Raw genomic sequence first — 25,203 nt, forward strand, 5'->3', positions numbered from 1 at the left:
ATCCAGCGTAATATACGGCGGCATTGCCGCGCCACAACCCAGCTTGTGACGATTTTCCACCTCGTGAAACCGCGACGCTTGAACGCAGGTCCTTGGGATGCTCTGCTGCAAGCGTACCCAACACAGGATCCGACAGTGACCAGCCCCCTACATAGCTTTCCTATTACCGTATATTACGAAGACACCGATATGGGCGGGATCGTTTATCACGCAAATTATCTGAAATACATAGAACGCGCCCGCAGCGCTTGGGTGCGCGACAAGGGCATTGATCAGAACGCCATGCGCGATTGCGACGGCCTCATATTTGCTGTGCGCCGGGTCGAGGCTGATTATCTTGGTCCCGCGCGGCTTGATGATCGGCTTACGGTTGAAACGCGCGCCGTTGCCGGAACTGGCGCGCGGTTGGTGATAGAGCAATCTGTGCTACGCGGCACCGATGTCATCTTTACCGCGCAGGTCACGATCGCTTGCCTGACCCTTGCGGGAAAGCCGGTCAAACTGCCTGCGCCTCTGCGTACGACCGGCTGAGCGCGCCGGCTCGACGCGTCACGGGCATTGTCCGACTACCCGTAAATACGGGCGTAACTGCGTTGAACCCACACCAAACTCGCGGATCACATCTGCCTCTGGTCGGTTGTCAGAGATAATCGCTATATCCCCATCATACCAATCCGCAGGGGTGGCCGCGCCGGTCCTGTCGCGCAGTTGCAGCGCCTTGGCCACACGCAGAACCTCGTCGGTATTCCGGCCAACAAATACAGGATACTCGAAAATCATCCGTATCCGTTGCGCCGGATCAATCAGAAAACTCTTGCGAATGGGCCATTCCGAGGATTCCTTTTCGTGGACCATGCCGAATATCCGCGCAAGTCGCATGCCGTGATCACAGGCACAGGGGAAATCGACTTTCACGTCGAACATATCCTCAATCTCTGCATGCCACGCTTGCTGCTCTGCGATCGAAGAGGCAGTCAGGGCTAGGTTCTTGATCCCACACGCAGTCCAGGATCTTGAATAGCTGGCCAGTGACGCGATCTCGGTGGTACAGACCGGCGTAAATGCGGCGGGATGGCTGAACAGATGCACCCAACTGCCCTCAGCCCAATCCCAAAAGCGCAAAGTCCCCTGTGTGGTCTCGACAGCAAAATCGGGAAACAGATCTCCGATCTGCGGCAGCCACTTTACAGTTTTTCGCAACGAGCTGGGCAGTTTCAAAACCTCGTTTCCCGGCCCGCGTGGAGTAAAGAATTGTATGGTCATGCCAGCGCCCCATCGTCCTCTGATTGAAAGTTGTTGATGCCTGCAACAGTGAGAGGATTGAAACCAAATGTGTTTAAAATCGGGCAAAGGCATTTAACGTTATGTCTTAACACAAAAATCGCCCATCGGTCGTAGATGCTTGTGTCTAAAAGGTGACTTTGATAGTACTCTTCTAAATGTCCTGAGTGCATGGGATTTTTGGTTCGGTCCCAATTCACCCCGCGCAGACGTCCTTGGTTTTCGCCTCGCGATATATTCATCTCCAGACATCGATGCGAGACAATATGCCACTAAGGGCCATGGTTCTTGAAGAGGACCGCGCAACCAAGCTTCTTGTGACAGAGCGCCTTGCCGAAGAGGGTTACGAAACGGTGCTGTGTCCGGATATTTCTGCTGTTTTGGACGCGGTAGAGCGCAACAACGTACACATCTGCGTGGTGGGGGCCCGTTATCGTGGCGTAGATGGCTATGATATCGTGCGCCAGTTACGCCACAAATCCGGTGCCGGGCTAATCTTGTTGGGTAATTCCGAAGACGAGATCGACGCCGTTCTTGCGCTGGAAATGGGGGCAGATGACTATATGGTCAAACCCGTGCGCCCCCGCGAACTTTGCGCCCGTGTGCGGGCTGTGGTGCGACGGATAGCGGCTGCGGCACCCGATGCCGATGGGGCCCGCCCAATGCCCAGCCCGTCGTTGCGCCGGGTAGGAAATGTGGAAATCTGCGGCGTGCGTCGCTCTGTTCGAATTGGCGGGCAGCCCATTGAATTGACCACATTCGAATTTGACGTGCTGATGGTGTTGGTGGCCCATACCAATGCGATCTTGTCGCGCGACCAGATTATCAAATCGGTACGCGGAGATCAGTGGTCGATCAGCGACCGTTCCGTGGATGGCATCATCAGCCGCTTGCGTCGCAAGTTGTTCGCGGGCGAGGAAGGAAACCGCCGCATCAAGACCGTTCATGGTCGAGGTTATATGCTCCTCGAAGCGCAAATGCTGGACGAAGTCTGACCCCGCCGCCACGTTCCGGCAAATATCCGCCCGATCCTGAGGCGAATTCCGCTGTAAACCAGCGCTGGCTTGCGGATGGTGTTGGCTTTCCCGTTTCAAATAGGATAGTTTGCTCTGCAATAAGGCCGGAGAACGGCCAGACACACAAAGAGCAGGCAAATGGAAGCAGAAACCCTGGCATTGGCACAGGAGATAGATTTCTCCATGTGGGCGCTTTTCGCACGCGCCACTCTCACCGTTAAACTGGTGATGTTCATGTTGATCGTGTCCTCGTTTTGGGCCTGGTCGATCATCATTCAAAAGATCATCATCTATCGCAAGGCACAGCTTGAGGCTGAAATCTTTGATCGCCGCTTTTGGTCCGGTGAGCCGCTCGATGGGCTGTTCGACGAAATCGGGCCAGAACCTGCGGGTCAATCCGAGCGGATTTTTGCCGCCGGCATGACAGAATGGCGGCGCAGCCATCGCAATGACGGCAATCTCATCGCCGGGGCTACGGCGCGGATTGACCGCAGTATGGACGTGGCCATCGCCAAAGAATCCGAGGGCCTTCAGAGTGGGCTTCAGGTGCTGGCGACAGTTGGCTCTACCGCGCCCTTCATCGGGCTTTTTGGCACCGTCTGGGGCATCATGCATGCCTTCGTCGAAATTGCCGAGCAGCAGAATACCAACCTTGCCGTTGTCGCACCCGGCATCGCCGAGGCACTCTTGGCCACCGGCCTTGGCCTCATCGCGGCCATTCCGGCGGTTATCTTCTACAATAAGCTCAGCGCCGATGCCGACCGGATTGTAGCGGGATACGAGGCCTTTGCCGACGAGTTCGCGACCATTCTCAGCCGACAGTTGGACAGCTAGACCATGGGCGCGGGTGTCGTTCAGAAATCAGGCGATTCAGGGCGTCGGAGGCGCGGGCGTGGCCGCTCGCGCCCGATGTCCGAGATCAACGTCACGCCCTTTGTGGATGTGATGTTGGTGCTTTTGATCATTTTCATGGTGGCCGCCCCCCTTATGGTGGTGGGCGTGCCGGTGGAATTGCCCAAAACCGCCGCCAATTCCCTTTCCAGCGAAGAAGAAGAGCCGCTGACCGTCACTGTCACCGCCGAGGGTATCGTGATGATCCAGACCTCTGAGGTGCCGCGCGAAGAACTGGTCGCCCGTCTGCGCGCCATTGCGACAGAGCGCGAGAGTACCCGCGTATTCCTGCGCGCCGATGGGTCAGTGCCTTATCAAGACGTGATGCAGGTCATGGGCGCACTCAACAACGGCGGCTTTGCGAATATTGGGCTGGTGACAGATGCTGGCGGTCCAGCACTTGACGGGCAGGGCGGCTAGGGGCGCATCTGGTGAACACCGGACAGATCATATCGGGCGCGGGCCATCTGGCATTTATCGGCTGGGCCCTGCTTGGGGGCGTGTTCCGCTCTGATCCGCCCCCCTTCGAGGTGGTGGAGGCCACAACTATTTCCTCTGAGGAATTCGCGGCCCTGCTCGCACGTCAGAGCGCCCCCGAGGCTGTCGCCAATGTCGACACACCAGAGCCGCCCGCGCCCGGCGATTCTGCGCCGCCGCTTGCCTCTATCCCCGATACCCCGCCTGAGAGCACGCCGCCCCCGGCACAGGAAACCGCGCCCCCTGATCCCGCGCCAGATGTCTCGGAAATTACCCCGCCTGCGCCCGCCGAGGTGACGGATACAGCGCCGGTGCTTGAAACCCCGCAAGAGGATGTGGCGGTCGTGGTTCCGCAGGTTTCGCCCCGGCCCAAGCCGCGCCCCGCGCCCCGCGTTGCCCCCGAGGCCGTGGCACCGCCGGAACCGGATGTGCGCATTGATGAGGTGGCCCAGCCCGAGGTCGCGCCCGAGGAAGGTGCCGAAGTGCCGCAAGAGCCCGCCGAGGCTACGGCACAGGAAGAGGCGGCAACCGAGATCGTGACCGAGGCGGAAGAGTCGAAAGACGCCGCGCCCACGTCCTCTCTGCGACCCAAACCGCGCCCCGCGCGCCCGGTTGCTCAGGCCGAAGCACCAACGCCCACCGAAACTCCGGCGCCAGCTACCACCGAAACACCCAGACCCGCTGCGCCCGCGACCGATCAGAGCGCCGTCAACGATGCACTGGCCGCCGCCCTTGGTACCGGTCAGCAGACCGACACCGCCCCCAGCGGCCCGCCGCTCACTTCTGGCGAAAAGGATGCGCTGCGTGTCGCTGTGCAGCAATGCTGGAACGTAGGCTCGCTCAGCACCGAGGCGCTGGGCACTACGGTTGTGGTTTCGGTGCGCATGGGCGAGGATGGCAGGCCGGACAATGGTTCGATCCGTATGGACAGCTTTTCCGGCGGGGGCGATGCGGCAGCGCGTCAGGCTTTCGAGGCAGCACGCCGGGCGATCATCCGCTGCGGCGCCAACGGTTTCAACTTGCCGCCGGCAAAATACGACCAGTGGCGTGACATCGAAATGACATTCAATCCGGAGAGTATGAGGATCAAATGATGCGCTTTATGATGACCCTCCTTGCGGCCCTCACACTCTGGGCCATGCCCGTTCTGGCGCAGGGCAATGGCCCGCTTCGGATCGAGATCACTGAAGGTGTGATCGAACCGCTGCCCTTTGCCGTGCCCGATTTCGTCTCGGATAGTGCGGCGGGTCAGGAACTTGGCCGCAACATCGCCAGCGTGATAGCCGCCGATCTTAATGGCACAGGGCTCTTTCGCCAGATCCCGAGTTCCGCCCACATCAGCCGGATCACCAGCTTTGAGAGCCCGGTGCAATATGCCGACTGGCGCGCGATCAATGCACAGGCCCTGATTACAGGCGCGGTCAGCACGGATGGTGCCGGGCGCATCATCGCCAAATTCCGCATCTATGACGTGTTTTCCGGTCAGGAACTGGGCGCAGGTCAACAGCTTGTCGGGACACAGGACGGCTGGCGGCGTATTGCCCACAAGGTTGCCGATCAGGTCTATAGCCGCATCACTGGCGAAGGCGGTTATTTCGACAGCCGCGTTGTCTTTGTTGCCGAGAGCGGCCCCAAGGATCAGCGCGCCAAGCGGTTGGGCATCATGGACTATGATGGTGCCAATGTGCAGTATCTGACCGACAGCACCAGCATTGTTTTGGCACCCCGCTTTTCCCCCACCGGCGACCGGGTGCTTTACACCAGCTATGAAACTGGCTTTCCGCGCATCTATGTGCTCGACGTGGCCAATGTGGGGCGTCGCGAATTGCCCACACAGGACGCCACCATGAGCTTTGCGCCCCGCTTTGCCCCCAATGGGCGCACCGTGGTCTATTCGCTGACCCAAGGCGGCAATACCGATCTTTATACGATGGACATCGGCAGTGGTGCCAGTACCCGGCTAACCACCGCCCCCTCTATCGAAACCGCACCCAGCTATAGCCCCGATGGCAGCCAGATCGTGTTCGAGAGCGACCGCTCCGGAACACCGCAGCTTTACATCATGTCCGCAGGTGGCGGCGAGGCCCGGCGCATCAGCTTTGGCGAGGGGCGCTACGGCACGCCCGTCTGGTCGCCGCGCGGCGATCTTGTGGCCTTTACCAAACAGTCCAAGGGGCGCTTTCACATCGGCGTCATGCGCACCGATGGCAGCGAAGAGCGTCTCTTGACCGCCTCCTTCCTCGATGAAGGCCCAACATGGGCCCCCAATGGCCGCGTGATCATGTTCACCCGCGAAACCCAAGGCGAACAGGGTCAGGCCAGCCTCTATTCGGTGGACATCACCGGGCGTAATCTAAAACAGGTCCCAACCAATACCGGGGCCAGCGATCCTTCGTGGTCACCGCTTCAGAATTGAACCCACAAGGCCCGCGTTTCCTTGGGACGCGGGCTGTGATATGACAGGCCAAGGCAGAAACGAATGGGGCTAAAATGACCTATCTGAGCAAGACACTGATCCTCTGTGCAGGGCTGGCACTGGCCGCTTGTACCAATCCCAACCGATTTGACGACGGCAGCGCTGTCGATCTCAACAATGGCGCGAACTCTGGGGCTGGCTTTGCCGGCTCGGCGCAAGATCCCACCTCGCCGGCCTATTTCCAGCAGACGGTGGGGGATCGCGTGCTTTTTGCCGTCGATCAATCCACGCTCGGCTCAGACGCACAAGCCACGCTTGACGGTCAGGCCAACTGGCTGACCACCAACCGTGATTTCACTGCCGTGATCGAAGGCCACGCCGACGAACAAGGCACCCGAGAATACAACCTTGCCCTTGGTGCACGTCGCGCCAACGCAGTGCAGGAATATCTGATTGGTCGCGGTGTTTCCCCGAACCGCTTGCGCGTGGTCAGCTACGGCAAGGAGCGCCCGATCGAGATTTGCAGCAACGAGGCGTGCTATGCCAAGAACCGGCGCGCGGTGACTGTGCTGGCGGCCGGTCTAGGCAGCTAACCTAGGAAGAGGGCCGCACCATGCGTCGTTTCGCGTTCATTCTGGCAGCAGGTCTTTTTGTTGCGCCGCAAACTGCTCCGGCGCAGACGGATCAGACGCTGGCAGACATCCGTCAGGAACTGTCAGTGCTTTTCGTCACCTTGCAGCATCTCAAGCGTGAACTCAGCACCACCGGTGCTGCGGGCCAACTGAGTGGCGGCGGGTCTCTGGTGGACCGCGTGAATGCGATTGAAAGCGAGGTGCAGCGCCTCACCTCCAAGACTGAAGAGCTGGAATTTCGCATTGATCGCGTGGTGTCCGATGGCACCAATCGCGTCGGCGATTTAGAATTCCGCCTCTGCGAACTGGAACCTAGCTGTGACATTGCCACGCTGGAACCCGGCAGCACGTTAGGCGGGGTCGATCCTGTGACGGCGGGTGGCGGGGCGGTTCCACTTCCGACCACCCCAGAGGTCAGCACCGGCGATAATCCGCAGCTTGCCATCGGTGAGCGAGACGATTTCGACCGCGCCGAAGCCGCCTTGCAGGCAGGCAATAACAGCGAGGCGGCGGCAGGTTTTGCCGCCTTCCTGTCGACCTATCCGGGCAGCCCGTTGTCTGGCCGCGCAGGTCTTTTGCGCGGTGAGGCGCTTGAGGCGGCTGGCCAACAGAGCGAGGCCGCGCGCGCCTATCTTGACAGTTTCAGCGCAGCCCCCGACGGGGCAGAGGCCCCAGAGGCGCTCTTTCGTCTAGGGCGTGCGCTGGGTCGTCTGGGCCAAACCCAAGAGGCCTGCGTGACTTTGGGCCAGGTCGAAGCCCGCTATCCCACTGCGGCGGCGGTCTCTTCGGCGCAATCCGAGATGGGCCGTCTGGGCTGTTCGTGATCCCGCCAGACGCGCCGTTACAAAGCAGCCTCGCGGCGCATTTCGCGGGGCATATCCCTACCCGGCTGGGCGTTGCCGTGTCCGGTGGCAGCGACTCGCTGGCGCTTTTGCACCTTCTTCACGGCTGGTCCCTTGTGGGTGGCCCCACTCCCGCCGCAGTCACCGTTGATCACGGGCTGCGCCCCTCCTCTGCGCAAGAAGCCGTGGACGTGGCACAGATCTGCGCCCGTCTGGCGATCCCGCACGACACCGTGCAGTGGCAAGGTTGGGATGGCTCCGGAAATCTTCCTGACCACGCACGCCGGGCGCGCTATGCGCTCCTCACTGACTGGGCACGCGCAAATGACCTGCGTGATATTGCCATTGGCCATACTCAAGACGACGTCGCCGAAACATTTTTGATGCGTCTTGCACGCGGCGCGGGTGTGGATGGGCTTGCGGCGATGCGCCCGCGTTGGACGCAGTCGGGGGTGACCTTTCACCGCCCGCTACTCGACCTCTCCCGCGAGGCCCTGCGCGATCATCTGCGCAGACTTGGTCAATCGTGGATCGATGATCCAACCAACGATGATACCACCTACCTGCGCCCCCGCGCACGTCAGAGTCTCACGGCCCTCGCGCCCATGGGGCTTGGTGCCGCGACGCTGGCCGATGTGGCGCGCACCCTGTCCGGGGTTCGCACAGCGCTGGATCATGCCACTCTGACCGCCGCCCGCGCACTTCTTCAGGTGCAGTCTGGGGATATTCTCATCGACCACCCCGGATTTAATGATCTCCCTGAGGAAATCGCGCGCCGTCTCATGCAGGCTATGCTGCAATGGCTTGCGGGGGAGGAGTATCCGCCGCGCGGCACCGCTCTCGCGAGTTTTATCAAAGCCGCCCGTGATGGCCACACAATGCCCCTGCACGGCTGCCTTCTTCTGCCGCCCAAGAACGGCCAGCTTCGCCTCACGCGGGAATATGCCGCGGTCAAGGGACTGCGCGCGCCCGTAAACACCCTCTGGGATAATCGCTGGCAGGCGACCGGCCCCGCATCGCCCGGTGTCGAGATAGCCGCGCTTGGACCCAACGGACTGCAGGCTTGCCCGGATTGGCGCCTGAGTGGCCTGCCGCATGCCTCTGCGCTCTGCGCCCCCGGCCTCTGGCAAGGGGATACTCTGATCGCCGCCCCGCTCATGGGTCACCCGAATGGCTGGGCGCTGATCCTCAAGCCTGAGCAGGACAATCTGCTGATGTCCATATTATGTCATTGAAGATAGGGCCGTGATCTCTATTTATGATCCATGCGCCCTGTGCTAGACGCACGGGGATACGAATTTTGGGAGAGAACCCTTGGGTAACGCAAGAAATATCGCCTTCTGGCTGGTGCTGTTCCTTTTGATCCTCGCGCTGTTCAACCTGTTCAGCGGGTCGGGCAACACCCTCCAGAGCCGCGCAGTGCCATATTCCGAGTTTGTGGCGGCAGTGGACAGTGGCGGTGTGAGCCAGGTAACGCTGGATGGCGAGACTGTGCGCTATCGCGGCGCTGATGGGCAGGATTATGCAACGATCAAGCCTGAGGATGCAGAAATCACCCAACGTCTGATTGATGCGGGTATTCCGGTCAAGGCCGAGAGCCAGCAGCAATCGGGCTTTCAGACCTTCATTGTATCGCTTCTGCCTTTCCTTCTGTTGATCGGCGTGTGGATCTATTTCATGAACCGCATGCAGGGCGGCGGCAAAGGTGGCGCGATGGGTTTTGGCAAGTCCAAAGCCAAAATGCTGACCGAAAAGCACGGTCGCGTCACATTTGATGACGTGGCAGGCATCGACGAGGCCAAGGAAGAGCTTGAGGAAATCGTGGAATTCCTGCGCAACCCGCAGAAATTCTCGCGCCTTGGCGGTAAAATCCCCAAGGGCGCGCTGCTTGTCGGCCCTCCGGGTACTGGTAAGACGCTGCTTGCCCGCGCCATTGCGGGTGAGGCGGGCGTTCCTTTCTTCACCATCTCTGGTTCTGACTTTGTGGAAATGTTCGTGGGTGTGGGTGCATCCCGCGTGCGCGATATGTTTGAGCAGGCCAAGAAAAACGCGCCCTGTATCGTGTTTATCGACGAGATTGACGCGGTCGGCCGCCACCGTGGGGCGGGCTATGGCGGCGGCAATGACGAGCGCGAACAGACGCTGAACCAACTGCTTGTTGAAATGGACGGATTCGAGGCCAACGAAGGCGTGATCATCATCGCGGCCACCAACCGCAAGGATGTTCTTGACCCCGCACTTCTGCGCCCCGGTCGTTTTGACCGTCAGGTGACCGTGCCCAATCCCGACATCAAGGGCCGCGAGAAAATCCTTAACGTTCACGCTCGCAAGACACCGCTTGGCCCCGATGTGGACCTGCGCCTGATTGCGCGCGGCACGCCCGGTTTCTCTGGTGCGGACCTTGCCAACCTCGTCAACGAGGCGGCGCTGATGGCTGCGCGTGTCGGCCGACGTTTTGTGACTATGGTCGACTTCGAGAACGCCAAAGACAAGGTGATGATGGGGGCCGAGCGCCGTTCGATGGTGCTGACCGACGATCAAAAGGAAAAGACCGCCTATCACGAGGCCGGGCATGCGGTGGTGGGTCTTGCCCTGCCCAAATGTGACCCTGTCTACAAGGCTACGATCATTCCGCGCGGTGGTGCCCTCGGTATGGTTGTGAGCTTGCCCGAGATTGACCGGCTCAATTGGCACCGCTCCGAGTGCGAGGAAAAGCTGGCCATGACCATGGCAGGCAAAGCCGCCGAAATCCTCAAATACGGCGAGGATAACGTGTCGAACGGCCCTGCTGGCGATATTCAACAGGCCAGTGGCCTTGCGCGCGCCATGGTGATGCGCTGGGGCATGTCCGACAAAGTTGGCAATATCGACTATGAGCAGGCGCACGAAGGCTATATGGGCAATGGTGCCGGTGGCTTCTCGATTTCCGCACATACCAAAGAGCTGATCGAGGAAGAGGTCAAACGCCTGATCGACGAGGCCTATATTCGGGCCAAGAAAATCCTGACTGATCGTCAGGAAGATTGGGAACGTCTGGCGCAGGGTCTCTTGGAATACGAGACACTGACCGGAGACGAGATCAAGCGCGTGATGCGGGGCGAACTTCCCTCGGCGAATGACGATGACGACGGCAGTGCCGAAGCCAGCAAGCCCTCTGTCACCGCAATCCCGAAAACCAAGCCCAAATCCACGCCCGGCGACGGCGGGCTGGAGCCAGAGCCCTCAACGTGAGCACGAATGCCGCGAAACAGGATTGGAATCCCGGAGCCTATGCAAGGTTCCGGGATCAACGCTTGCGGCCTGCCCTCGATCTTTTGAACGCCGTTGGTCAGATGGGCGCGGGCGATGTGGTGGACTTGGGATGCGGCAACGGCGTGATGATCGAAACCCTGCGTGCCCGCGCGGGCAATCGCGCGGTTGTGGGGGTCGATGCCAGCCCCGCCATGCTCGAAAAGGCACAAGGGACGGGCTATGACGCCCTCCAACAGGCCGACATCGCCGAGTGGCACCCGCGCCGCGCGCCGGGCCTGATCTATTCCAACGCGGCCCTGCATTGGGTTGGTAATCACGAAGCACTTATGCCCCGGCTCGTCCGCATGCTGGGCAAGGGCGGGACGCTGGCTGTGCAGATGCCGCACCAGAACAAGGCCCCCTCGCACCGTGTCTGGCTCTCGCTGGCAGAGGAACTCTTTGCCGGGCGGATCGAAAAGATGGGCACCCCCGGTGTGATGTCTCCGATCAAATACGAGGAACTTCTGGCGCCGCTCGGTCAATTCCGCCTCTGGGAAACGGATTATTATCAAAGGCTGACCGCCGAACCCGGGAGCCACCCGGTGCGCCGCTATACCGAAAGCACCTATGCCCGTCCGGTTCTGGCCGCGCTCGAGCCGGATGAAAAGGCCGATCTCATTCGTCGTTACGAAGAGGTGATGCATAGCGCCTACCCGGTTCGTGCCGATGGTACTGTGCTGTTCCCGTTCCGCCGCATGTTCTTTACCCTGACCGTCTGACCTGAATTTGAACGGCCCTGCGGGGCGAGTATTTTCCACCAAGAAGAAACGAGGCGCAAAGATCAATGCCCGCATTGATGCCAACCGAGTATGAGGGCCGAATCACTTGGCTGGGCCGAGTGGCGCAGCGCGATGCGTCTCTGGCAGCCGAACCGCTCGACGCGGTCGACGTGACCTTTGCCGGTGTCGCGGGCGAAGAGCACGCGGGCCTGACCCGCCCTTCATGTAGCCGCGTCATTTCCCAGCACCCCAGAGGCACCGAAATCCGCAATGCGCGGCAATTTTCCGTCCTTTCAGACGAAGAGCTGACAGCTATCGCCGCCACCATGGGTGTTGCACGGCTTGAACCAAGCTGGCTGGGTGCCTCGCTGGTGATCAGTGGCATTCCCGACCTCAGCCATTTACCTCCCTCATCGCGCCTGCAAGGGCCGGATGGGGTGACGCTGGTGATTGATATGGAAAATCGCCCCTGTCACCTGCCTGCCAAGGTGATCGAGACCCACGCCCCAGGTTTTGGTGCACGGTTCAAGCGCGCGGCTCTCGGGCGGCGCGGTGTCACCGCTTGGGTCGAGCGTGAAGGGCGGCTGGCCTTGGGTCAAATGCTGCGCCTGCATATTCCCGATCAGCCGGTCTGGTCCGAACTCTCGCGTGTGCGCGGCACGTTGCTCTGACTCCCCTTTCTCGGTTTCCGATCCGACACCGTCTGCGGTGATCCGCCGCAAGCACAGGCCCATGTGTCGGATTCGCATGCTGTGGGATGCCGAGAATTGGCTATCACCGTGGTCAGATCAAGCCCAACAGACGAGGGAAGGAAACGACTATGGGTTACAAGAGCGACATCGAGATTGCACGGGAGGCCAAGAAGCGACCGATCCAAGAGATCGGCGAAAAGCGGGGCATCTCGAACGACGATCTTCTGCCCTATGGCCATGACAAGGCAAAAGTCAGCCAGAAATTCATCGACTCCGTTCAGGGCAACAAGAACGGTAAGCTGATCCTCGTGACTGCGATCAACCCCACCCCTGCAGGCGAAGGCAAGACCACGACCACTGTTGGTCTTGGTGACGGCCTGAATCGCATCGGCAAGAAGGCCACCGTTTGCATCCGCGAGGCCAGCCTTGGGCCAAACTTTGGCATGAAGGGCGGCGCAGCCGGCGGCGGCTATGCACAGGTTGTCCCGATGGAGGACATGAACCTGCACTTCACCGGCGATTTCCACGCCATCACCAGCGCACACAGCCTGCTCAGCGCCATGCTCGACAACCACATCTATTGGGGTAACGAGCAGAACATCGACACCCGCCGTGTTGTGTGGCGTCGCGTGGTCGACATGAACGACCGTTCGCTGCGCCAGATCACCTCGTCGCTGGGCGGTGTTTCCAATGGCTTTGCGCGCGAAGATGGCTTTGACATCACTGTCGCGTCCGAGGTCATGGCAATCCTCTGCCTCTCCAAGAACCTTAAGGATCTTGAGGAGCGTCTTGGGTCTATGATCGTGGCCTATCGCCGCGACCGCAGCCCCGTCTTCTGCCGCGATATTAAGGCCGAAGGCGCGATGACCGTGCTTCTCAAAGATGCGATGCAGCCCAACCTTGTGCAAACGCTGGAAAACAACCCTGCCTTCGTGCATGGCGGACCCTTCGCCAATATCGCGCATGGCTGTAACTCGGTCATCGCGACCACGACCGCGCTCAAGATCAGCGACTATGTTGTGACCGAAGCGGGCTTTGGCGCTGACCTTGGTGCAGAAAAGTTCATGAATATCAAATGCCGCAAGGCGGGTCTTGCCCCCGATTGCGTGGTCATCGTGGCCACCGTGCGTGCGATGAAGATGAACGGCGGCGTCGCCAAGGCAGATTTGGGTGCCGAGAACGTTGATGCGGTCAAGGCGGGTTGCCCGAACCTTGGGCGCCACATCGAGAACGTCAAATCCTTTGGCGTGCCGGTGGTTGTGGCGATCAACCATTTCGTCACCGATACGGAAGCAGAAATCGAAGCCGTCAAAACCTTTGTCGCCAATCATGGTGCCGAAGCCGTGCTGTCGCGCCATTGGGAACTGGGCTCCGAAGGCTCTGAGCCTCTGGCGCGCAAAGTGGTCGAAGTGGCTGAGGCCGGGAATGCCAATTTCGCGCCCCTCTATCCCGATGACATGCCGCTGTTCCAAAAGATCGAAACCATCGCCAAGCGCATCTATCGCGCTGACGAGGTGTTGGCCGATCAAAAGATCCGCAGCCAGCTCAAGGAATGGGAAGCGCAGGGTTATGGCCATCTGCCAGTTTGCATGGCCAAGACGCAGTATAGCTTTACCACCGATCCGAACCGTCGCGGTGCGCCCACCGGCCATTCCGTACCGGTCCGCGAAGTGCGTCTTTCGGCCGGTGCTGGCTTTGTCGTCGTCGTTTGTGGCGAGATCATGACAATGCCGGGTCTGCCCAGCAAACCTGCTGCCGAGACGATCCGTCTCAACGACGACGGCCAAATCGAAGGCCTGTTCTAAACCTTACCAAATAAGGCCGCCCAGAGTATCGCGCTCTGGGCGGCCTTGCGCGTTGCGCAGAACGATTTAAAGCACGATGAAAGGGCTGGGAATGACGGCTAAAGTGATCGACGGCAAAGCCTTTGCCGCAGAGGTGCGGACCAAGGTGGCCTCGCATGTGACGCGCCTGAAAGAGGAAAACGGCATCACGCCGGGCCTCGCGGTGGTGCTTGTGGGCGAAGACCCGGCCAGTCAGGTCTATGTTCGCTCCAAAGGCAAGCAGACCGTCGAAGTGGGCATGAATTCCTACGAGCACAAGCTGGATGTTGACACGTCAGAGGCTGATCTTCTGGCGCTGATCGACCGTCTCAACAAAGACGCCACCGTGCACGGCATCCTCGTGCAATTGCCGCTGCCAAAGCATCTTGATTCCGATCTGGTGATCAACTCTATTGATCCGGCCAAGGATGTGGACGGTTTTCATATTTCCAACGTCGGCCTCTTGGGCACTGGCCAGAAATCCATGGTGCCGTGCACGCCCTTGGGCTGCCTGATGATGCTGCGCGACCATCACGGCTCGTTGGCGGGCATGGATGCTGTGGTGCTTGGCCGCTCGAACATCGTGGGCAAGCCGATGGCACAGCTTCTTTTGGGCGATAGCTGCACTGTCACGATTGCTCATAGCCGGACCAAGGATATCGCCGATGTCTGCCGTCGCGCCGATATCGTCGTGGCTGCCGTCGGTCGCCCTGAAATGGTGCCGGGCGACTGGATCAAACCGGGGGCTACCGTGATCGACGTGGGCATCAACCGGATCGAACGGGACGGCAAGACTGTGTTGGTCGGCGACGTCGATTACGCCTCGGCCGCCGCTGTTGCCGGGGCGATCACCCCAGTGCCGGGCGGCGTTGGCCCGATGACCATCGCCTGCCTTTTGGCCAATACCCTCACTGCCTGCTGCCGCGCCAATGGTCTGGCAGAGCCAGAGGGCCTGACGGCCTGAACGATCAGCCCCGCCCACGTGGCGGGGCGCCTGCCCCAAGCCCACCAATCAGCGGGCAACCAAGCGTCTCGCGCAGGGCTTCGACCAGTTCGTCGACTGTTTCGGTCGATACAAAAACTCCCCCCGTCGCATCTGCCAGACATTTTGCGACGGTCTGCCCGTCATAGCCCTGCGCCTCGGGGCTGTTCCACGAGAACGGGTCATGCACCACGCGAAATCCGATCACATGCACCGTCAAATCGCGCGCCTCTGCGGTTAAAGCGGCCCCAAGCGCACAGGGCGTACCGCCGCAGGTCTCGTTGCCATCCGTAACTAAGACCACGATCCCGGGTTGTGTGCGATACTCTAAAACCTCTGCCGCCGCCGCCACCGAGGCGGCAATCGGGGTCAGGCCGCCGGGCATCAGCGCGTCGACCGCCACCACCACCGCAGCCGCCGCATCCGGCATAGGGGCAAAGTGCCGGGTGATCCCCGAACAGGGATGACTACCCCCAGCCCCATAGGACAAGAGGCCAATCCGCCGATAGGGCGCAACGTCGGGCATCACGCGCCGCAGCGCCGCGCGCGCCTCGATGATCCGGGTTGCGGCAGTTGGATCATGTCCGACCTCGGCCATGGACCCAGACCCGTCAAATACCAGCATCGCATCAGCGGCACAGCCCGTGGCCGCCTGTGGCGTTGGGCCCGGCAGAACAGCGAGGGCTAGGCAGAGAGCAATCGCGCGCATCAGGGGCCTCCGGTCTCAGGATCGCACGCTTAGCCTATCGCGGTCTCAGCATATGTCCAGAGAACTGACCCTGCCAAACTTGCGCAGCATGCACGGGCTTTCTCCGACCGGTCACACGACTTTCAGGCAGAAATGAAATTCGTTCATCGGTCGAAAAGTCTCGACCAATTTGTGAAGAGTAAGGTTGATGCCAAGTTCTGGAAACGTCTCGGTCAGTTCAACAAACTCTTGATCCGTCAGGATGTTGCAATGCACGTCGACATAGCTGATGCGGGCGGTGTTCATCATCTTACGCGCATGTGCCAACGAGAACTGGCGCGCGACACCATGATTGGCGCCGTGCTGCCAGACCTGTCCTGCTTTGACCGGCCTGAAATGATAAAAATGGTCAAAAACCGTCTGTGCGTCCGGGCTGGCGATATCGCGCGTCTCGCGGTCGATGAACTGGCCAAGTGTCGTTCTGGGGCGATCAATGTCATAGGTATAACGACGGTCGGGAAACGCCCCGATGACGGCACCGCCCGGACCCATCTCAGCCGCAAGCTGACGGAAAAACCCAAGCAGATTGGCTATATGCTCATAAACATGGGACCCAAAGACAAAGCGCACCCCTGTGCCCGGAATTGCCCGCGGCAGGGTGATGTTCCTGAGCACATAATCGACCTCAACCACCCGATCTACGCGCCTCAGCGGGCTGCTCTTGGCAAGGCGTCTCAGCTCGTTTGTGGTGCTGACATCGGCGTAGCGCACATTCCAATCCGGTCCGGTCAGGAGGGGGCGACCAAATGGTCCGATTTCGACCCCAAGCTCTGTCGAGCGAACACAGCCCGCGACAAAATCGAGGAGTCTGGTATTCCGCTGATCAAGCTACCGGCGCGACCGCCGACTGGCTCAGTGGCTTGTCTTTTCCTGTCTGCGCTGCGCTCAACGGATAGCGCAAAATCAGGGTTCTCGCGAGAATTTCCAGCGAGGCTATCGCGGTTCCGGGCGCGATGCGCCGCTCTTGTCAAGGACCTCGGCACCGTCTATACGCCCCCGGTGGCCTCGTAATGGGGTCCGACTCAACCCACACACGCCGCGTTCGGCCGCTCCCGTCGCTGGGGGCCGCATCCGGCAAGGAGATAGCGACATGAAACTGCATGAACTGCACGACAATCCCGGTGCCACCAAGCGCAAGAAGCGCGTTGGCCGTGGTCCGGGTTCCGGCATGGGTAAAACCGCTGGCCGGGGTATCAAGGGTCAGAAATCCCGTTCGGGTGTTTCGATCGGTGGCTACGAGGGTGGCCAGATGCCGCTCTATCAGCGTCTGCCCAAGCGCGGCTTCAACAAGCCGAACCGCAAATCCTTTGCTGTCATCAACCTTGGCCTGATCCAGAAATTCGTTGAGGCTGGCAAGATTGACGGCTCTGCGCCGATCACCGAAGAAACACTGGTGTCCTCGGGTCTCGTCCGTCGCAGACTTGATGGTATCCGCGTCCTGAACAAGGGTGACGTGACCGCCAAGTTGACCATTCAGGTCACAGGTGCCTCGCGCGCTGCGATTGAAGCGGTCGAAAAGGCCGGCGGCTCCCTCTCGGTCACAACCGCGCAAGCGGCTGAATAAGAGGTTGTGAGCGGCATCTGTGCCGCTTACATATAGCCCAAGTTTTCCTTTGACGCCGCCTGAGCTGGAAAACAGCCCAAGGCGGCGTTGTCAAATGAAAGAGACCCGCGAATGGTATCTGCAGCAGAGCAAATGGCGGCCAACACCAGCTGGTCCGCGCTGGGCAAAGCCACCGAACTGCGCAAACGAATCCTGTTCACCCTCGGCCTGCTGATCGTCTACCGGCTGGGCACCTTCATCCCGGTTCCGGGTATCGACGGTGTGGCGCTGCGCGAATTCATGGAGGGCGCGCAGGCCTCAATCGGCGGCATGCTCAGCATGTTTACCGGCGGCGCGCTCGGGCGGATGGGCATCTTTGCTCTGGGCATCATGCCGTATATCTCGGCGTCGATCATTGTTCAGCTGATGACCGCCATGGTGCCTGCTCTTGAGCAACTCAAGAAAGAAGGCGAGCAGGGTCGCAAGAAGATCAACCAATATACCCGCTACGGTACGGTTGCGCTTGCAACGCTGCAATCCTACGGGCTTGCCGTATCGCTGCAGTCGGGCGATATGGTCTCCAATCCCGGCATGTTCTTTATCGCGTCCTGCATGATCACGCTGATCGGGGGCACCATGTTCCTGATGTGGCTGGGCGAGCAGATTACCGCGCGCGGCGTGGGCAACGGCATCTCGCTGATCATCTTTGTCGGTATCATCGCCGAAGTTCCCGCGGCCCTGGCACAGTTTTTCGCATCGGGCCGGTCTGGTGCGGTCAGCCCTGCGGTGATCGTGGGTGTCATGCTGATGGTCGTGGCCGTGATCGCCTTTGTGGTCTTCATGGAACGCTCTTTGCGCAAGATCCACATTCAATATCCCCGCCGTCAGGTCGGTATGAAGATCTATGATGGCGGCTCGTCGCACCTGCCGGTCAAGGTCAACCCGGCGGGCGTGATCCCGGCGATCTTTGCCTCGTCTCTTCTTCTTCTTCCGGCCACGATCACGACGTTCTCCGGAAATACCACCAATCCGGTTCTCTCGACCGTGATGGCCTATTTCGGCCCTGGACAGCCGCTCTATCTGCTGTTCTTCACGATCATGATCGTGTTCTTTGCCTATTTCTACACCTTCAACGTTGCGTTCAAAACCGATGACGTGGCCGAGAACCTCAAGAACCAGAATGGCTTTATTCCCGGTATTCGTCCGGGCAAACGGACGGCGGAATATCTTGATTTCGTTGTGAACCGTGTGCTGGTCATCGGCTCTGCCTATCTCGCTGCGGTTTGCCTTCTGCCAGAGATCCTGCGTAACCAGTTCGCCATTCCCTTCTACTTTGGCGGCACCTCGGTTCTGATCGTCGTTTCCGTGACGATGGATACTATTCAGCAGGTTCAGTCGCATCTTCTGGCCCATCAATACGAGGGCTTGATCGAGAAATCCCAACTGAGCGGCAAGGGCAAGAAACGCAGCCGCAGAAAGGCACCGGCGCGGCGATGAATATCATCCTTCTCGGACCGCCGGGCGCAGGCAAGGGCACGCAAGCGCATTATCTTGTCGAAAGCCGGGATATGATCCAGCTCTCCACCGGCGACATGTTGCGCGCCGCCAAGGACAGCGGCTCTGAGATGGGGCGCATCGTCGCAGATGTCATGGCGCGCGGCGATCTGGTGACCGATGAAATCGTGATCGGCCTGATCCGCGAGCAGTTGCAAGGCGCGCGCAAAGGCGGCTTCATCTTTGACGGCTTCCCACGTACACTCGCTCAGGCGGATGCCTTGGCCGATCTGCTCGAAGAAACCGGCGAGACCTTGGAGGCCGTGATCGAATTGCGCGTCGATGACGAAGCGCTCGTTCAGCGCATCACGGCACGTTCAACCTGTGGTGGGTGCGGCGAGGTCTATAACGATATCACCAAGCCGTGGCCTGCGGATGGCAAATGCGCAAAGTGTGGCTCTACAGATGTCAAACGCCGTGCGGATGACAACGAAGACGCGCTGCGGAATCGTCTGATGGAATATTACAAGAAAACCTCGCCGCTGCTTGGCTATTACTATGCCCATGGTCAACTGACCTCGGTCGATGGTCTGGCTGAGATTGACGCGGTGCAGGCTGAGATTGCAGAAGCGCTTGACAAATAGCGATTGCTAGGGTTTCGGGGCCTTGACGCCCCGACCATTTCCCCATAACCAGCCCTATCTCGAACACGAGATTGATTCTGGTTCCGGGTCCCACCCGGTATGCGAATCACTCATTTGGAATCAGCCGCGGCCCGGTGCGTGATCGCTTCGGGCTTACGTTGTGAAAAAAGGTTCTGGTGCTACGGAACCGCAACGAAAAAGGAAGCTACACTTGGCACGTATCGCCGGCGTCAACATCCCGACCAACAAACGGGTTCCCATCGCCCTTACCTACATCACCGGAATCGGCCATGCCTCGGCCAAATCCATCTGCGAAGCGCTCAGCATCGACGTTTCGCGTCGCGTAAACGAGCTTTCGGATGCCGAGGCTCTGGCCCTGCGCGAACATATCGACGCGAATTACACTGTCGAAGGCGACCTGCGCCGCGACACCCAGATGAACATCAAGCGTTTGATGGATCTTGGCTGCTACCGCGGCCTGCGTCACCGTCGCAATCTGCCGGTGCGTGGTCAGCGGACCCACACCAACGCCCGCACCCGCAAGGGCCCGGCAAAAGCCATTGCCGGCAAGAAGAAATAAGGGAGGGCAGCAGATATGGCACGCGATACCAAACGCACCAAGAAAAAGGTTTCCAAGAACATCGCCACTGGCGTTGCTCACGTGAACTCTTCCTTCAACAATACCAAGATCCTGATCTCGGACGTGCAGGGCAATGCCATCGCATGGTCCTCGGCTGGGACCATGGGCTTCAAAGGCTCGCGCAAATCCACGCCCTACGCGGCGCAGATGGCCGCTGAGGATGCTGGCCGCAAGGCACAGGAACACGGCATGCGCTCGCTTGACGTCGAAGTTCAGGGGCCGGGTTCGGGCCGTGAATCGGCGCTGCGCGCTTTGGCAGCTGTCGGCTTTAACATCACGTCGATCCGTGATGTGACACCGATGGCGCACAACGGCTGCCGCCCACCGAAGCGCCGCCGGGTCTGATCCGATACATCTCTTGGTGGGGCCGCGCCTTGGCGCGGTCCCGCTTTCGTCATTTTACATCCTCGGGCGCTCTGAACCTTTGGACATGGGAACAGGGCAAGAATGGAGGGACGCATGATCCACAAGAATTGGGCTGAATTGATCAAGCCGACACAGCTTGAAGTAAAACCCGGCAATGACCCGCTGCGTCAGGCGGTTCTGATCGCCGAGCCGCTCGAGCGCGGCTTTGGTCTCACGCTGGGTAACGCGCTGCGCCGCGTTCTTCTGTCTTCGCTGCAAGGGGCGGCCATCACCGCCGTGCAGATCGACAATGTGCTGCACGAGTTCTCCTCGGTGGCCGGTGTCCGCGAAGACGTGACCGACATCGTTCTCAACCTCAAGGGTGTTGCGATCCGCATGGAAGTCGAAGGGCCCAAGCGTCTTTCGGTCAATGCCAAGGGTCCGGGCGTTGTCACTGCCGGTGACATCTCTGACAGCGCGGGTATCGAGATTCTCAACAAGGATCATGTGATCTGCCACCTCGACGAAGGCGCTGACCTCTTCATGGAACTGACCGTGAATCAGGGTAAGGGCTATGTGTCGGCTGACAAGAACAAGCCTGAAGATGCGCCTATCGGCCTTATTCCGATCGACGCCATCTATTCGCCGATCTCGCGCGTCAGCTACGAGGTTCAACCGACCCGCGAAGGTCAGGTTCTGGACTATGATAAGCTGACGATGAAGATCGAAACCGACGGATCGATCACCCCGGATGATGCCGTGGCCTATGCCGCGCGCATCCTGCAGGATCAACTGTCGATCTTCGTGAACTTCGACGAACCCGAGTCGGCCAGCCGTCAGGATGACGATGACGGTCTCGAATTCAACCCGCTCCTGCTCAAGAAAGTGGACGAGTTGGAATTGTCGGTCCGTTCTGCCAACTGCCTCAAGAACGACAACATCGTTTACATCGGCGATCTGATCCAAAAGACCGAAGCCGAGATGCTGCGCACGCCGAACTTTGGCCGCAAGTCGCTCAACGAGATCAAGGAAGTGCTCTCGGGCATGGGCCTGCACCTTGGCATGGATGTCGAGGATTGGCCGCCAGACAACATCGAGGACCTCGCCAAGAAGTTCGAAGACGCGTTCTGAGATACGCGTGCGATACACCCACCCTACGGAGAGCTTCGTAGGGTGGGGTAATGCCCGGAATGCCGGGGAAAATACGGGCCAATGCCCCAAGGAGAGCGGCTGACACGCATCAGACCGCCGGACAAAGCAAAACACGCTAAGGAGATAGAAAATGCGTCACGCAAGAGGCTACCGCCGCCTGAACCGCACCCATGAGCACCGCAAGGCGCTGTGGGCGAATATGGCTGGCTCGCTCATCGAACATGAGCAGATCAAGACCACCCTGCCCAAGGCCAAGGAACTGCGCCCGATCATCGAAAAGCTGATCACTTTGGGCAAGCGTGGCGACCTGCACGCCCGCCGTCAGGCCGCAAGCCAACTCAAGCAAGACGCCTATGTGGCCAAGCTGTTCGACATTCTCGGACCCCGCTACAAGGACCGTCAGGGCGGCTACGTCCGTGTGCTCAAGGCTGGCTTCCGTTATGGTGACATGGCACCGATGGCGATCATCGAATTCGTGGACCGTGACGTTGATGCCAAAGGCGCATCGGACAAGGCCCGCAATGCGGCCTTTGAGATGGCAGACGACGAATAAGATCTAACCATTTCAGATGGTTACAGATTAACCCCCGCCCTCACCGGCGGGGGTTTTGCATGTCTGGCATCGGGAACATACCATCACAAGGCGCCGCAAAGCCTTGCATTGCCGCGTCACTCCCAGCATATCTCAAAGGCCAAGAAAATCCTTGGGGAGCCTGTCATGTTCCGCTTTCTCTGCCTTGTTCTGTTGGCCCTTCCCGGCCTGCCGCGCGCCGAAACCCGCGTGCCAACCTCGCAGGTTGAAATCCAGCTCGGCTTTGCTCCGGTGGTGCAAGAGGCCGCTCCGGCGGTGGTCAATATCTATGCCAGTCGCATCGTCGAGGCACGCCGCAGCCCATTTCGTGGAGATCCGTTTTTTGAGCGCTTCTTCAACGATTTCGGCAGCACCCGCCCACGTGTGCAAAATTCCCTGGGCTCTGGCGTGATCCTCTCGGCGGATGGTATCGTCGTATCAAACTATCATGTTGTGGGTGAGGCCACGGATATCCGCGTGGTGTTGAACGACCGCCGTGAATATGCCGCCCGCGTCCTTTTGGCCGATGAAGAGGCGGATTTGGCCCTATTGCAGGTCGAGAATGCCCCAAGTCTGCCTGCCCTGACCCTGCGCGACAGTGACACCGTTCAAGTGGGCGAATTGGTGTTGGCCATCGGCAACCCGTTTGGTGTGGGCCAGACCGTTTCAAGCGGCATAGTCTCGGGTCTTGCGCGGTCGGGCACGGCTACGGGCAATGCGCGCGGCTACTTCATCCAGACTGACGCGCCGATCAATCCGGGTAATTCCGGCGGGGCGCTGGTCGATGTGAACGGCGACCTTATCGGCATCAACACGGCGATCCTGTCGCGCTCAGGCGGCTCGAACGGCATCGGCTTCGCAATCCCCGCCGGCCTTGTGGCGCAATTCGTGGCACAGGCACGCGCGGGCAAAACGGAATTCGAGCGGCCTTGGGCCGGTCTGGGGGGCCAGCCCGTGACGCCCGACATGGCCGAGGGGCTGGGTATCGCCCGCCCCGATGGCGTCGTGATTTCCGAGGTTCATCCCCAAAGCAGCTTTGCCGCTGATATTCGCCCCGGCGATGTCATCACCCGTGTCGGTGGCCAGCCCGTCAACAGCCCGGCCGAGGTGATCTATCGCATGTCAGTCGCTGGTATTGGGTCAACGACCAATATTACCCGCCTGCGTGGGGGGACAGAGCAGGAAATCGAGATTGCGATGATCGCCGCGCCCGACAGCCCGCCGCGCGACCCTTTGGAAACTGGTCCGCGCGCCGCAATCCCGCAACTGACCCTTGTGACCATCAATCCGGTCGTGATTGATCAATATCGGCTGCCGCTGATGTCAGAGGGCGCGTTGGTGGAAGATCCCGGCCCATTTGGTGCGCGGGCCGGATTGCGGCCCGGCGACATTCTCCGCGCGGTCAACGGCGTGCCCGTCGGCACCAGCCGTGCCGCAAAGGACGCGCTGGAAGAGGCGATGACCACCCTTAGCCTCGATGTCTTGCGGGATGGGCGGCGCATGGCGCTGCGGTTTAGGATCTAAGTGGTGGCAGATCTTTTCGATAGCGGCGCTACGCCTCGCCCGGATACTGGCCCCCGTCCGCTGGCAGACAGGCTCCGGCCGCGCCGTCTGATGGATGTGATCGGACAGGAACAGGTGCTTGGCCCTGAGGCCCCGCTTGGGGTGATGCTCGCCTCAGGAAGCCTTTCGTCGCTGGTGTTCTGGGGCCCACCCGGTGTGGGCAAGACCACCATTGCCCGGCTCTTGGCGGCTGAGACGGACCTGCATTTTGTTCAGATCAGCGCAATCTTCACCGGCGTCCCAGACCTGCGCAAAGTGTTCGACGAGGCAAAGCATCGCCGCACTCAGGGCCGTGGTACGCTGCTTTTCGTCGATGAAATCCACCGCTTCAACAAGGCGCAGCAGGACGGGTTCCTTCCGCATATGGAGGATGGCACGATCCTATTGGTTGGCGCCACGACGGAGAACCCGAGTTTCGAGTTGAACGCCGCGCTGCTCAGCCGCGCGCAAGTTTTGGTGCTGACGCGCCTCACTCTGGCAGATATGGAACGCCTCGCACAGCGCGCCGAACAAGAGTTGGGCCGCGCCTTGCCGCTCGACGGTCCGGCGCGAGAGGCGCTGCTTGACATGGCCGATGGGGATGGGCGCGCGCTTCTCAATCTGATTGAACAAGTCGCCGCGTGGAAAGTCGAAGGCAAGCTGGACAGCGCCGCTCTGGCCACGCGCCTGATGAAGCGCGCCGCCAAATATGACAAGTCGGGAGATGAACATTACAACCTCATCTCTGCGCTGCATAAATCCGTGCGTGGATCGGACCCGGATGCAGCGCTCTACTGGCTGGCGCGCATGCTGACAGGGGGCGAGGACCCGCGCTATCTTGCACGGCGCATCCTGCGCATGGCGATCGAGGATATTGGCCTCGCCGATCCGCAAGCGCAATCCATCTGCCTGCATGCTTGGGAAACCTATGAGCGGATCGGCAGCCCCGAAGGCGAATTAGCATTGGGTCAGGCGGTGGCCTATCTCGCGCTCGCACCCAAATCGAACGCAGGTTACGCAGCCTACAAGGCCGCGCTGCGCGAGGCGAAAAAGACCGGGAGCGCGCCGCCGCCAAAGCATATTCTCAACGCTCCCACCCGGTTGATGAAGGAACAGGGCTACGGAGATGGCTATGCCTACGACCATGACGCCGAGGATGGTTTCTCTGGCCAGAACTACTTTCCGGAAGGCATGAAACGACCGGTTCTCTATCAACCGGTCGAGCGCGGTTACGAACGCGAGCTCAAAAAACGACTCGAGTATTTCGCCAAGCTCCGTCTGCGTCGCACCTGAGGAAACCAATAAAACCTCAGAATTTATGACCTTTTTATCTATAGGCAGGGTGCGATTAAGGTCTGGAAACGCGCCGCGTTTCGTGTTTTGTTATAAGAATGTCGCTTTTGTGCATCCTTGTTGACCCTCCGAAACCCAAGGTTTCTGGATGGGCTGATGTCGCGTCTTC

At 60.1% G+C, this 25,203-nt stretch carries 26 protein-coding genes; 23 read left to right on the forward strand and 3 right to left on the reverse strand.

Features of this window, described 5'->3' with window-relative positions; all coding sequences use genetic code 11:
* Nucleotides 1-135: 135 nt before the first annotated feature.
* Nucleotides 136-531, forward strand: a complete 396-nt coding sequence (gene ybgC, locus GC127_RS08820) for a tol-pal system-associated acyl-CoA thioesterase (RefSeq protein ID WP_081507203.1) — start codon at nucleotides 136-138, stop codon at nucleotides 529-531.
* 18 nt (nucleotides 532-549) lie between these two features.
* Here ybgC and GC127_RS08825 read toward each other — a convergent pair whose 3' ends face one another.
* Entirely contained in the window at nucleotides 550-1,263 is a 714-nt protein-coding gene (locus tag GC127_RS08825; RefSeq protein ID WP_008281184.1) for a redoxin domain-containing protein, read from the reverse strand.
* A gap of 299 nt (nucleotides 1,264-1,562) precedes the next feature.
* On the opposite strand from GC127_RS08825, the gene GC127_RS08830 reads away from it, so the two are divergent.
* From GC127_RS08830 to folD, 13 genes are all read left to right on the forward strand, one after another.
* Nucleotides 1,563-2,276, forward strand: coding sequence for a response regulator transcription factor (locus tag GC127_RS08830; RefSeq protein WP_151977624.1), 714 nt, complete (start codon nucleotides 1,563-1,565; stop codon nucleotides 2,274-2,276).
* 159 nt (nucleotides 2,277-2,435) lie between these two features.
* Nucleotides 2,436-3,131, forward strand: a complete 696-nt coding sequence (gene tolQ, locus GC127_RS08835; protein ID WP_008281186.1) for a protein TolQ — start codon at nucleotides 2,436-2,438, stop codon at nucleotides 3,129-3,131.
* Between the two features lie 3 nt (nucleotides 3,132-3,134).
* Complete coding sequence (gene tolR / locus GC127_RS08840; protein ID WP_151977626.1) at nucleotides 3,135-3,608, forward strand: protein TolR; 474 nt, start codon at nucleotides 3,135-3,137, stop codon at nucleotides 3,606-3,608.
* 11 nt (nucleotides 3,609-3,619) lie between these two features.
* Nucleotides 3,620-4,759, forward strand: a complete 1,140-nt coding sequence (locus GC127_RS08845; RefSeq protein ID WP_151977628.1) for an energy transducer TonB — start codon at nucleotides 3,620-3,622, stop codon at nucleotides 4,757-4,759.
* Entirely contained in the window at nucleotides 4,756-6,081 is a 1,326-nt protein-coding gene (tolB, locus tag GC127_RS08850) for a Tol-Pal system beta propeller repeat protein TolB (protein ID WP_008281189.1), read from the forward strand. The genes GC127_RS08845 and tolB overlap by 4 nt, the downstream gene beginning before the upstream one ends.
* Before the next feature lie 74 nt (nucleotides 6,082-6,155).
* The gene (gene pal / locus GC127_RS08855; RefSeq protein WP_008281190.1) at nucleotides 6,156-6,674 is read left to right on the forward strand and encodes a peptidoglycan-associated lipoprotein Pal; all 519 of its coding nucleotides are present in this window, start codon (nucleotides 6,156-6,158) and stop codon (nucleotides 6,672-6,674) included.
* A gap of 20 nt (nucleotides 6,675-6,694) precedes the next feature.
* The gene (ybgF, locus tag GC127_RS08860; protein ID WP_151977630.1) at nucleotides 6,695-7,537 is read left to right on the forward strand and encodes a tol-pal system protein YbgF; all 843 of its coding nucleotides are present in this window, start codon (nucleotides 6,695-6,697) and stop codon (nucleotides 7,535-7,537) included.
* Entirely contained in the window at nucleotides 7,534-8,790 is a 1,257-nt protein-coding gene (gene tilS, locus GC127_RS08865; protein ID WP_151977632.1) for a tRNA lysidine(34) synthetase TilS, read from the forward strand. The genes ybgF and tilS overlap by 4 nt, the downstream gene beginning before the upstream one ends.
* 79 nt (nucleotides 8,791-8,869) lie before the next feature.
* Nucleotides 8,870-10,786: an ATP-dependent zinc metalloprotease FtsH gene (gene ftsH, locus GC127_RS08870; protein ID WP_037297814.1), complete on the forward strand. Its 1,917-nt coding sequence runs from the start codon at nucleotides 8,870-8,872 to the stop codon at nucleotides 10,784-10,786.
* Nucleotides 10,787-10,848: 62 nt separating this feature from the next.
* Nucleotides 10,849-11,565 (forward strand): methyltransferase domain-containing protein, encoded by a 717-nt coding sequence (locus GC127_RS08875; protein ID WP_232279207.1) that lies wholly within the window; start codon nucleotides 10,849-10,851, stop codon nucleotides 11,563-11,565.
* A gap of 65 nt (nucleotides 11,566-11,630) precedes the next feature.
* Entirely contained in the window at nucleotides 11,631-12,236 is a 606-nt protein-coding gene (locus GC127_RS08880; protein WP_151977634.1) for an MOSC domain-containing protein, read from the forward strand.
* 149 nt (nucleotides 12,237-12,385) lie between these two features.
* On the forward strand, nucleotides 12,386-14,062 hold the full coding sequence (locus GC127_RS08885) for a formate--tetrahydrofolate ligase (RefSeq protein WP_008281198.1): 1,677 nt from the start codon (nucleotides 12,386-12,388) through the stop codon (nucleotides 14,060-14,062).
* Between the two features lie 91 nt (nucleotides 14,063-14,153).
* Nucleotides 14,154-15,044 (forward strand): bifunctional methylenetetrahydrofolate dehydrogenase/methenyltetrahydrofolate cyclohydrolase FolD, encoded by an 891-nt coding sequence (gene folD / locus GC127_RS08890; RefSeq protein ID WP_037297817.1) that lies wholly within the window; start codon nucleotides 14,154-14,156, stop codon nucleotides 15,042-15,044.
* Nucleotides 15,045-15,048: 4 nt separating this feature from the next.
* Here folD and GC127_RS08895 read toward each other — a convergent pair whose 3' ends face one another.
* Entirely contained in the window at nucleotides 15,049-15,771 is a 723-nt protein-coding gene (locus GC127_RS08895; RefSeq protein WP_037297819.1) for a VWA domain-containing protein, read from the reverse strand.
* A gap of 111 nt (nucleotides 15,772-15,882) precedes the next feature.
* A complete protein-coding gene (locus GC127_RS08900) occupies nucleotides 15,883-16,521 on the reverse strand; it encodes a hypothetical protein (protein ID WP_151977636.1) in 639 nt (212 codons plus the stop codon).
* A 379-nt stretch (nucleotides 16,522-16,900) separates the two neighbouring features.
* Here GC127_RS08900 and rplO point away from each other — a divergent pair, with 379 nt between their 5' ends.
* The 9 genes from rplO to GC127_RS08945 all read left to right on the forward strand — a co-directional run bounded on the left by rplO (nucleotide 16,901) and on the right by GC127_RS08945 (nucleotide 25,034).
* Entirely contained in the window at nucleotides 16,901-17,374 is a 474-nt protein-coding gene (gene rplO / locus GC127_RS08905) for a 50S ribosomal protein L15 (protein WP_151977638.1), read from the forward strand.
* 111 nt (nucleotides 17,375-17,485) lie between these two features.
* On the forward strand, nucleotides 17,486-18,850 hold the full coding sequence (gene secY / locus GC127_RS08910; RefSeq protein ID WP_037297822.1) for a preprotein translocase subunit SecY: 1,365 nt from the start codon (nucleotides 17,486-17,488) through the stop codon (nucleotides 18,848-18,850).
* Nucleotides 18,847-19,491, forward strand: coding sequence for an adenylate kinase (locus GC127_RS08915; RefSeq protein ID WP_081507195.1), 645 nt, complete (start codon nucleotides 18,847-18,849; stop codon nucleotides 19,489-19,491). Before secY ends, GC127_RS08915 begins: the two co-directional genes overlap by 4 nt.
* A 211-nt stretch (nucleotides 19,492-19,702) precedes the next feature.
* Nucleotides 19,703-20,071 carry a 30S ribosomal protein S13 gene (gene rpsM / locus GC127_RS08920; RefSeq protein WP_008281205.1) on the forward strand — a complete coding sequence of 123 codons (369 nt, stop codon included), beginning with the start codon at nucleotides 19,703-19,705 and terminating at the stop codon, nucleotides 20,069-20,071.
* A gap of 15 nt (nucleotides 20,072-20,086) precedes the next feature.
* Nucleotides 20,087-20,476, forward strand: a complete 390-nt coding sequence (gene rpsK / locus GC127_RS08925; RefSeq protein ID WP_008281206.1) for a 30S ribosomal protein S11 — start codon at nucleotides 20,087-20,089, stop codon at nucleotides 20,474-20,476.
* 114 nt (nucleotides 20,477-20,590) lie between these two features.
* Nucleotides 20,591-21,607 (forward strand): DNA-directed RNA polymerase subunit alpha, encoded by a 1,017-nt coding sequence (locus GC127_RS08930; protein WP_008281207.1) that lies wholly within the window; start codon nucleotides 20,591-20,593, stop codon nucleotides 21,605-21,607.
* A 151-nt stretch (nucleotides 21,608-21,758) separates the two neighbouring features.
* Nucleotides 21,759-22,181, forward strand: coding sequence for a 50S ribosomal protein L17 (gene rplQ / locus GC127_RS08935; RefSeq protein WP_008281208.1), 423 nt, complete (start codon nucleotides 21,759-21,761; stop codon nucleotides 22,179-22,181).
* Between the two features lie 165 nt (nucleotides 22,182-22,346).
* Entirely contained in the window at nucleotides 22,347-23,723 is a 1,377-nt protein-coding gene (locus GC127_RS08940) for a trypsin-like peptidase domain-containing protein (protein ID WP_008281209.1), read from the forward strand.
* Nucleotides 23,724-23,726: 3 nt separating this feature from the next.
* Nucleotides 23,727-25,034, forward strand: a complete 1,308-nt coding sequence (locus GC127_RS08945) for a replication-associated recombination protein A (RefSeq protein WP_151977640.1) — start codon at nucleotides 23,727-23,729, stop codon at nucleotides 25,032-25,034.
* Nucleotides 25,035-25,203: the final 169 nt, after the last annotated feature.

The sequence above is a fragment of the Roseovarius sp. EC-HK134 genome (assembly GCF_902498815.1).
In the GTDB taxonomy this organism is placed as follows: Bacteria; Pseudomonadota; Alphaproteobacteria; order Rhodobacterales; family Rhodobacteraceae; genus Roseovarius; species Roseovarius mucosus_A.

Coding starts and splice junctions, on each gene's coding strand:
- tolB (WP_008281189.1), top strand. CDS start 4,756: ATGATGCGCTTTATGATGACCCTCCTTGCGGCCCTCACACTCTGGGCC.
- secY (WP_037297822.1), top strand. CDS start 17,486: ATGGTATCTGCAGCAGAGCAAATGGCGGCCAACACCAGCTGGTCCGCG.
- folD (WP_037297817.1), top strand. CDS start 14,154: ATGACGGCTAAAGTGATCGACGGCAAAGCCTTTGCCGCAGAGGTGCGG.
- rplQ (WP_008281208.1), top strand. CDS start 21,759: ATGCGTCACGCAAGAGGCTACCGCCGCCTGAACCGCACCCATGAGCAC.
- GC127_RS08940 (WP_008281209.1), top strand. CDS start 22,347: ATGTTCCGCTTTCTCTGCCTTGTTCTGTTGGCCCTTCCCGGCCTGCCG.
- GC127_RS08880 (WP_151977634.1), top strand. CDS start 11,631: ATGCCCGCATTGATGCCAACCGAGTATGAGGGCCGAATCACTTGGCTG.
- tolR (WP_151977626.1), top strand. CDS start 3,135: ATGGGCGCGGGTGTCGTTCAGAAATCAGGCGATTCAGGGCGTCGGAGG.
- GC127_RS08930 (WP_008281207.1), top strand. CDS start 20,591: ATGATCCACAAGAATTGGGCTGAATTGATCAAGCCGACACAGCTTGAA.
- tolQ (WP_008281186.1), top strand. CDS start 2,436: ATGGAAGCAGAAACCCTGGCATTGGCACAGGAGATAGATTTCTCCATG.
- GC127_RS08830 (WP_151977624.1), top strand. CDS start 1,563: ATGGTTCTTGAAGAGGACCGCGCAACCAAGCTTCTTGTGACAGAGCGC.
- GC127_RS08915 (WP_081507195.1), top strand. CDS start 18,847: ATGAATATCATCCTTCTCGGACCGCCGGGCGCAGGCAAGGGCACGCAA.
- GC127_RS08895 (WP_037297819.1), bottom strand. CDS start 15,771: ATGCGCGCGATTGCTCTCTGCCTAGCCCTCGCTGTTCTGCCGGGCCCA.
- rpsK (WP_008281206.1), top strand. CDS start 20,087: ATGGCACGCGATACCAAACGCACCAAGAAAAAGGTTTCCAAGAACATC.
- rplO (WP_151977638.1), top strand. CDS start 16,901: ATGAAACTGCATGAACTGCACGACAATCCCGGTGCCACCAAGCGCAAG.
- GC127_RS08885 (WP_008281198.1), top strand. CDS start 12,386: ATGGGTTACAAGAGCGACATCGAGATTGCACGGGAGGCCAAGAAGCGA.
- GC127_RS08825 (WP_008281184.1), bottom strand. CDS start 1,263: ATGACCATACAATTCTTTACTCCACGCGGGCCGGGAAACGAGGTTTTG.
- ybgF (WP_151977630.1), top strand. CDS start 6,695: ATGCGTCGTTTCGCGTTCATTCTGGCAGCAGGTCTTTTTGTTGCGCCG.
- pal (WP_008281190.1), top strand. CDS start 6,156: ATGACCTATCTGAGCAAGACACTGATCCTCTGTGCAGGGCTGGCACTG.